General features: G+C 66.4%; 7 protein-coding genes. 3 read left to right on the top strand and 4 right to left on the bottom strand.

The window, feature by feature from the left end:
* A partial coding sequence (locus K377_RS40435) for a caspase family protein (protein ID WP_181512771.1) occupies positions 1–2,632 on the bottom strand: 2,632 nt, incomplete at its 3' end.
* Entirely contained in the window at positions 2,629–3,483 is an 855-nt protein-coding gene (locus tag K377_RS40430; RefSeq protein ID WP_309252270.1) for a hypothetical protein, read from the bottom strand. The genes K377_RS40430 and K377_RS40435, both read right to left, overlap by 4 nt.
* A 555-nt stretch (positions 3,484–4,038) precedes the next feature.
* On the opposite strand from K377_RS40430, the gene K377_RS42945 reads away from it, so the two are divergent.
* From K377_RS42945 to K377_RS42650, 3 genes are all read left to right on the top strand, one after another.
* Positions 4,039–4,188 (top strand): helix-turn-helix domain-containing protein, encoded by a 150-nt coding sequence (locus tag K377_RS42945; RefSeq protein ID WP_375606003.1) that lies wholly within the window; start codon positions 4,039–4,041, stop codon positions 4,186–4,188.
* 85 nt (positions 4,189–4,273) lie between these two features.
* Positions 4,274–4,429: a hypothetical protein gene (locus K377_RS42655; RefSeq protein WP_237551684.1), complete on the top strand. Its 156-nt coding sequence runs from the start codon at positions 4,274–4,276 to the stop codon at positions 4,427–4,429.
* Positions 4,430–4,456: 27 nt separating this feature from the next.
* Entirely contained in the window at positions 4,457–4,591 is a 135-nt protein-coding gene (locus K377_RS42650) for a hypothetical protein (RefSeq protein WP_258395318.1), read from the top strand.
* Positions 4,592–4,619: 28 nt separating this feature from the next.
* Here the strand turns inward: K377_RS42650 and K377_RS40415 are convergent, their stop codons facing one another.
* Positions 4,620–5,741 carry an IS630 family transposase gene (locus tag K377_RS40415; RefSeq protein ID WP_111668636.1) on the bottom strand — a complete coding sequence of 374 codons (1,122 nt, stop codon included), beginning with the start codon at positions 5,739–5,741 and terminating at the stop codon, positions 4,620–4,622.
* Positions 5,742–5,832: 91 nt separating this feature from the next.
* Complete coding sequence (locus tag K377_RS40410; protein WP_111668635.1) at positions 5,833–6,162, bottom strand: hypothetical protein; 330 nt, start codon at positions 6,160–6,162, stop codon at positions 5,833–5,835.
* Positions 6,163–6,164 lie beyond the last annotated feature (2 nt).

Here is a 6,164-nt window from a genome sequence, read left to right as displayed (position 1 = left end):
TGTGGCCGGTGAGGGGTTCGCCGATCTGTTGGCCCTCTCTCAGATCCCACACGCGCACCGTGTTGTCATAGCTGCCGGTGACGGCTACGGGGATGTCGTCCAGGCTCGTGCACGCCACCGCGGCCACCGAGTGGGCGTGACCGCTCATCGTTTCGCGCAGCGACTTGGAGAGGTCGCTTCCCGTCGCCCAGCGGGGTGTCCAGTCGCCGGGTGCTGCGTGGCTGGTGAGTTGGTCAAGCAGCGCTGTGGCGTCGGCGCGAGCCGCATTGAGAGCGAGGGCTTGGCGGCGCACGGACGTTGCAGCCGGGGCGTGCAGGTTCAGGGCGGTTCGGTAGACGGCGGCCGTGAGGCGGCCCTCATCAGTACTGACCCGCTGCAGATGGGAAGTGAGACTGTAGGGAGCGGCGTGGACGAGGTACTCGGCGTCGAGCAGGACGTCGTCGATACGACCGGCGGCTGCAGCATGGGTGGCGAGATGGTTGAGCGCGTAGGGATGGGCGCGGAACCAGTCGCGGGTGGCGTCGCCGCGATAAGGAACACGCTTGGTGAGGGTGTCGACGAACGCGCTGTGGATGGCTCTGAAGTCGGCACCCCTTTGGAGGTGGTCGTTGAGGGCCTGGTGGTAGAGGCGGTAGGCGGAGCGTCCATTCTCGACGGCTTCGACGACGTAGGAGCCGGCGTTACTTCGCAGCCACAGCAAATCGTCGTCGGTATACGTCCGTCCGGCGATGGCAGAGGCGAGGGGTGCCCAGATTCCTTCCCAAGGTAGTCCTTGTCCTTCCGCATAGGCGAGAGGGCGGAGCAGGTCTGCGGCGCGCTGGGCATCGTCGCCGAGACGCTGAGTGAGGTCGTCCTGCATCGCCTGTCCGGCATGCTTGGGAAGACTGGCCCGCCACTCGGGGTCTCGAGGATCTGCAACCACTTCGTCGGCGGCGGCGAGGGTGTATGCGGCGAAGCGTGCCACGAGAAATGACGTGCCAGCCGCCATCTCGACCGCTCTGGCGACCTGGCCCAAGAGCCTAGGATGGGCCGATTGGTAGGGGGAGCTGCTGTGGCTGTCAACGAGGTTGAGAATCGTGTACGCCCTGAGTGCGTCGCGGTCTGCGTAGCGGGGGGAGTCGAGGTCCATCACCCGGCGCTGTTCGTGGAGCTTGATGCCGAGGCAGTCGAGGAGGTTTTTGCGGGTGCCGAGGAGTAGTCGAATACGTCCCTTAGAATGTTCGATTAGGGGGCGGATAATCTGTGAGCAGAGAGTGTCGGGAGTCGCGGATTCATCGAGGGCGTCGATGAGAGCTGTGAACGGTCTTTGAGAGGCCGAGGTCCGCTGTCCCAGCCGTTCCAGAAACTCGCCGACACTTGCACATTTGAAGCCAGCTGCGGCAGCCAGACCGGAGAGAACTTGCGTGTTGGTAATCCCCTGCGCGTACATGACGACATCGACGCTGTCCTCTGCGGGGATCATCTTCGGACCGAGACCGATGGCGTCGACGGGGACGGTGCGTCGCCGTTCCGGCATGGTGAGAGCGGCGATGAGGCCAAGGATGGCTGTCTTGCCGGAGCCGGGCCCAGCCGTCACCACCCGAACGTCGCGGTCTGACACAGCGGCGGGAGAGAATGGGTCGTCGAAGAGCGGATCTTGGACGGCGTTGCTGTTGTCGATGACGCCGTTGTTGATCCAGGTGGCGATTTCGGTCAGAGCCTGATGGCGGCCGCAGAACCACCAGCCGTGAGCGAGTCTCCCGGAGTAGCTACCCATGGCGCGCACGAGGAGACGCGAGTAGAACTCCGTGTCCCTGCGGCGGGCATGCTCCTCGAATTCGGCGGCCTCCTGGAGGGCGAGGTCGACTTCGGTCAGGCGAACGTTGTGGCGCGGATTGGTCAGGAAGTCGGGCGGCTCGCCGGACAGGCCGAGCAGCGACAGACTGACGTGCTGATAGGCGGGCTTGTCCGGGTGATCATTGATTTGTTGCACGACGGCGGACACCGACAGATGCTTCGGTGCGTGGCCCGCGAGAGCCTGGCTGCTCGCTACCTGGGCGAGGAGGTCGGGGAACAGACCGGCTGTGGCCTGCTGGTGGGGTTGAGCGGAGGACACGATCACCAGGCCCGGGCTCGACGCGCTCGGTGTCCATGTCGAGGTGAGTCGTTTGAGGGCGGCCGCGGCGAGTTCGTTGCCGCCCTGGCCGGAATAGCAGGTGTCTAGAATTAGCAGCAGCCGACGGACCTTTGTTCCGCTGAACACGCGGACCAGCTCGCCGGTAGGCAATGCGGTAAAGGACACGTCAGCGGGGTCGGTGTCCGACATCAGCAGCATGTGCTCATTGCCGGCGTCGTCTACCTCTCCGTGGCCGGAGAGGTAGACGACGACCAAATCGTCCTCACGGCGTTCCCTGGACGTGCAGAAGGCCCGCAATTGCTCGCGCAGTTGCAGTACGGTCGGGTCGGCGCCAAGCGCGGTGTGGTGGCGGTAGCCGAGCTTCTGGGTGAACAGCTCGACGATCTGGTCACGGGCTTCGACGAGACCGGGTCGGTCCCAGTCGGGGCACTTGGGATACCGGGCGACCGAGGCCGCGATCAGATACCGGCGCGGCTCTTCAGTCTCCTCGCGGCCGCCAGCGTCCAGCGGCGTCATGCGAGGCCGTCGGCGATGGCTTGGCCGCACAGTTTGTCCGTCAGGTACGCCGACGTATCATGCGCGTGCGCTCCGTTGTGGACGACTGCGCACGTCACTCGGTCCCCGAATGCAGGGCGCAGGTCCTTCACCAGGGCGACGACGTCGCCCTGGTCGGCGAAGTTCGTCCATGCCAGCTGATCGCCGCCCGGCCAGACGCCCTGGGCCTGCCCGCCGAGAATGACCGGGGCAGGCTGGAGGCGGTGCAGGATCAGATTCTCGATGCCGAGGGGAGATCCGATCGTTACCAGGGCACGCACCTGGTGACCTGGCCGCGCGCACAGGGCCTCATAGGCGATCACGGAGCCCAAGGAGTGCGCGACGACGACGTGGGTGCCGTCATCGATCTGGTCGACGACGCGGGCGAGGGCCTTCGCGCGCAGGTCGGGCTCGGTGAGGTAGTGGTGGACTTGTTTGAGGTCGAACACCATCGCTCGCAGAGCCACTCCGGCGAAGAACCGGGACCCCGACAGGGCCCGCAGGGCCGCCTGCACGGACCGCGGGATCGCCACCAGGGTGTCGTCGGCGTCGGGCGGGACCACGGCCGGATCGACGGCGGCGGCGGCCTTCCACCAGGCGCGCAGCAGGTCCTGCTCGAAGCCCTCGGCGACGTCGGCCGCAGTGTAGGGAGGGTCGCCGGCAGCGAGGAACTCTCCGTCGGGGCGGAAGAGGTCACCATAGAAGGCGATCGCCACATCGGACTCCGACAGCCGCTGGCCGCGGTCCGCCCGTGTGAGGCCGTCGTTGAGGGCGGGTAACCACTGCTGGCGCAGCGTGTCCTCGCCGAGTGTCTGCTTGCCGATGCCGTGCACTGCAACAACTCGCGCCATACTCGCCCCCGCGCTCGCCCCCGGACCGTCGTGATTCAGCACTGTAGAGGGTCGATAGACGCGGATCAGTGCAATCCCCGAATGACAGCTTTGGGAGCGGTTGGCCACGGCGTCAGCAGTGTTGGCGGCGCCGTGGCGCGCTGCCTGCCTACCGGTACCAGTACTTGACGCCGCGGTGGTGGGAGCAGATGTCGCGGAAGTGGGCGCTCTAGGAGTGGTGTTGTTCTTGCAATTCGCCATCGTCTCGCGGGGATTGGAGGAGTTGGTCTTGCAGACGCCTGTGGTGTGCCGGGCGAGGGAGGCTGCTGCGGCCTGTGGCCACGGCCACGGGTGCCAGCAGCGCGCCTATTGACCTGAGTCGGAGATTCGTCGCTGGTTGGTCATAAGTCGCCCGGGTCCGAGAACCCGCCGTTGTTGATGACCGATGCCCAACGGGCTGTTCTGGAGTGCTGGGTACGTCGCCGGAAGACGGCTCAGGCTTTCGCCCAGCGGTCGCGGATCGTGCTGGAGTGCGCCGACAGGCACTCGATTATGGAGGTGTCCCGCCGACTGGGGACCACTGCGGACACGATCCGCACCTGGCGGCGCCGGTTTCTCGAGCGGGGACTGGACGGCCTGTGCGACGCCCCGCGGCCTGGTGTCTCGCGGAAGATCACCAACGTCGACGTCGAGCGGGTCATCGTCTAGTGCTGTGACCGCATAGGTTCACCGGGTTCGAGAGCTGTGAGGGACCGGACGAACGGTTCGCGTGCTGGGGTGAGACGATCGCGCCGTGACCATCCACCTTCATGACTTCGATGGCGAGCACTCGCTGACGTTGGACGCCGGCGGTCTGGATGCCGATGCCGCAGTAGTTGCCGCCGGGCACGAGCCGAACGGGTACTTCTGGGAGGGTCTCGTGCGGTTTGCCTGGCCGGATATTGCCTAGCACGTCGATTTCGACAGCGAGGCTGGCATGTTCTGCGCGGTCGGCAGTTCGAGTGACCTCGCGCGACTCAAGACGGCCGTCGAATCCGTCATCACGAGCCCCGAGGCGGTCCGCGACATCATTGCCCGTGCGGAGGCTTCGGGCTTCGAGTTCGACGACTGATGCTGTGACCTCGCCGGGTTGAGCGGGGTCAGACTGCGGCCGGCAGTGGCCTGCCACCCCAGCGGAGACCTCGTTCGCTGCGGACGCGTGCGCGTTCGCGACGTTGGGCGGCCAGGACATCGGGGTGGCGGGCGTTCTGGTTGCGCCAGCGCAGGTAGGCGTGCAGGGCCCAGGTCTGGACGGTGTGGTTCGGATGATGGGAGTTGGCGAGGGTGAACCGCCGCAGCGGCCCGAAGTGGGCCTCGATGGGGTTGGCCCAGGACGCGTAGGTGGGTGTGAAGCACAGCTCGACCTTGTTCCTGGCCGTCCACCTGCGGATCTTCCAGTTCAGGTGGGCGGAGAGATTGTCCAGGATCACGTAGATCGGGCCGCCGTCCGGGCGGGCGGCGCGGATCGACCGCAGGGCGGCCCAGGTGTGGTCGATGCCCTTGCGGCGCCGGTTGACCCCCCACAGCTTGTCGTCGCCGACGGAGTAGCAGCCGTGGAAGTAGGTGATGCCGTGGGTGCGGCGGTAGGTGGCTGGCAGCCTGTCGGGGCGGTTCTGTTCGGCCCAGCAGGAGCCAGCGGTGGGGCGGATGCCCAGTGGCCCGAACTCGTCGAAGGCGAACGTGCGGTCTGGACGCTCGTTGACCGCGTACTCGATTCGCTCCAGCTTCCCGTCGAAGGCCGGGTCCGGGGATTCCTTCCAGGTCTTCGTCCGCTGGAAAGTGATCCCCCGGCGGGCCAGTAAGCACCGCAGGGCCTCGCGGCCGATCCGGACGGGCCTGGCTACGTTCCGGCGCAGGTGGTCGGCAAGTTTGCGGACCGACCAGCGGGTGAAAGGCTTGCCCAGCACGGTCGGGCGGGTGGTGGCCGTCTGGATGACGAAGTTCTCGTCGTCACTGCTCAGCAGGCGGGGACGGCCTCCCGCCCACTGAGGGTTGAGACATGCGAGCCCGATCTCGTTGAAGCGATGGATCACATCTCGGACGGTGTCCTCGTCCGCCTGGACCAGCCGCGCGATCACCGGGACCGTGCTGCCGCCAGCTGAGGCCAGCAGCGTCATCGCCCGCCGAAACCGCACCGAGCTCGTACTGCCCCGCCGAACGATCTGCTGGAGCTTCTGCCCCTCCTGCTCCGTCAGCCTCCGGACCCTGACCGGTGGTGCCATCCCGCCTCCCCTGCTGGTTGGAAGCGACATCGCTTCCAACCAACAACGAGCAACCCGGTGAACCTATGCGGTCACAGCACTAGGCCGTGTTTTAGAAGGTGCTGGTGTGCTGGGTGGGCTGTCCGGGAAAGTCGCGGGCGGCCATCCAGATCGTGAGATCGCGGGCGATCCGATCGATGCTGGCCTCTGTAGCGACGTCGTGTTCGCGGCGGGTAGTGTCGCGGCGGACGACCTCGTAGCCACCTTCGTCCAGGACCGCGACCGAGGTGAACCAGACCGGGTCTTCCTCGTCGGGCTGGATGACGACAAAGGTGTTGTCCGAGCCGTTGAGGTCGCCGATCAGCATGAACAGCGCGTCCTCGGACGGGTCCTCGATGTGGTCGCCGCTCTCACTCTCGGCCCGGTAGTACGCAGCTCCCATCG

This window comes from Streptomyces sp. PsTaAH-137 (assembly GCF_003259365.1).
Taxonomy (GTDB): domain Bacteria; phylum Actinomycetota; class Actinomycetes; order Streptomycetales; family Streptomycetaceae; genus Streptomyces.
The sequence above is the reverse complement of the archived record's forward strand: the minus strand, read 5'-3'. Positions and strand labels throughout refer to the sequence as shown.

What these genes read in the sequence shown, in the direction of transcription:
- K377_RS42650 (WP_258395318.1), top strand. Translation starts at nt 4,457, where the DNA reads ATGTTCTGCGCGGTCGGCAGTTCGAGTGACCTCGCGCGACTCAAGACG.
- K377_RS40415 (WP_111668636.1), bottom strand. Translation starts at nt 5,741, where the DNA reads ATGGCACCACCGGTCAGGGTCCGGAGGCTGACGGAGCAGGAGGGGCAG.
- K377_RS40410 (WP_111668635.1), bottom strand. Translation starts at nt 6,162, where the DNA reads ATGGGAGCTGCGTACTACCGGGCCGAGAGTGAGAGCGGCGACCACATC.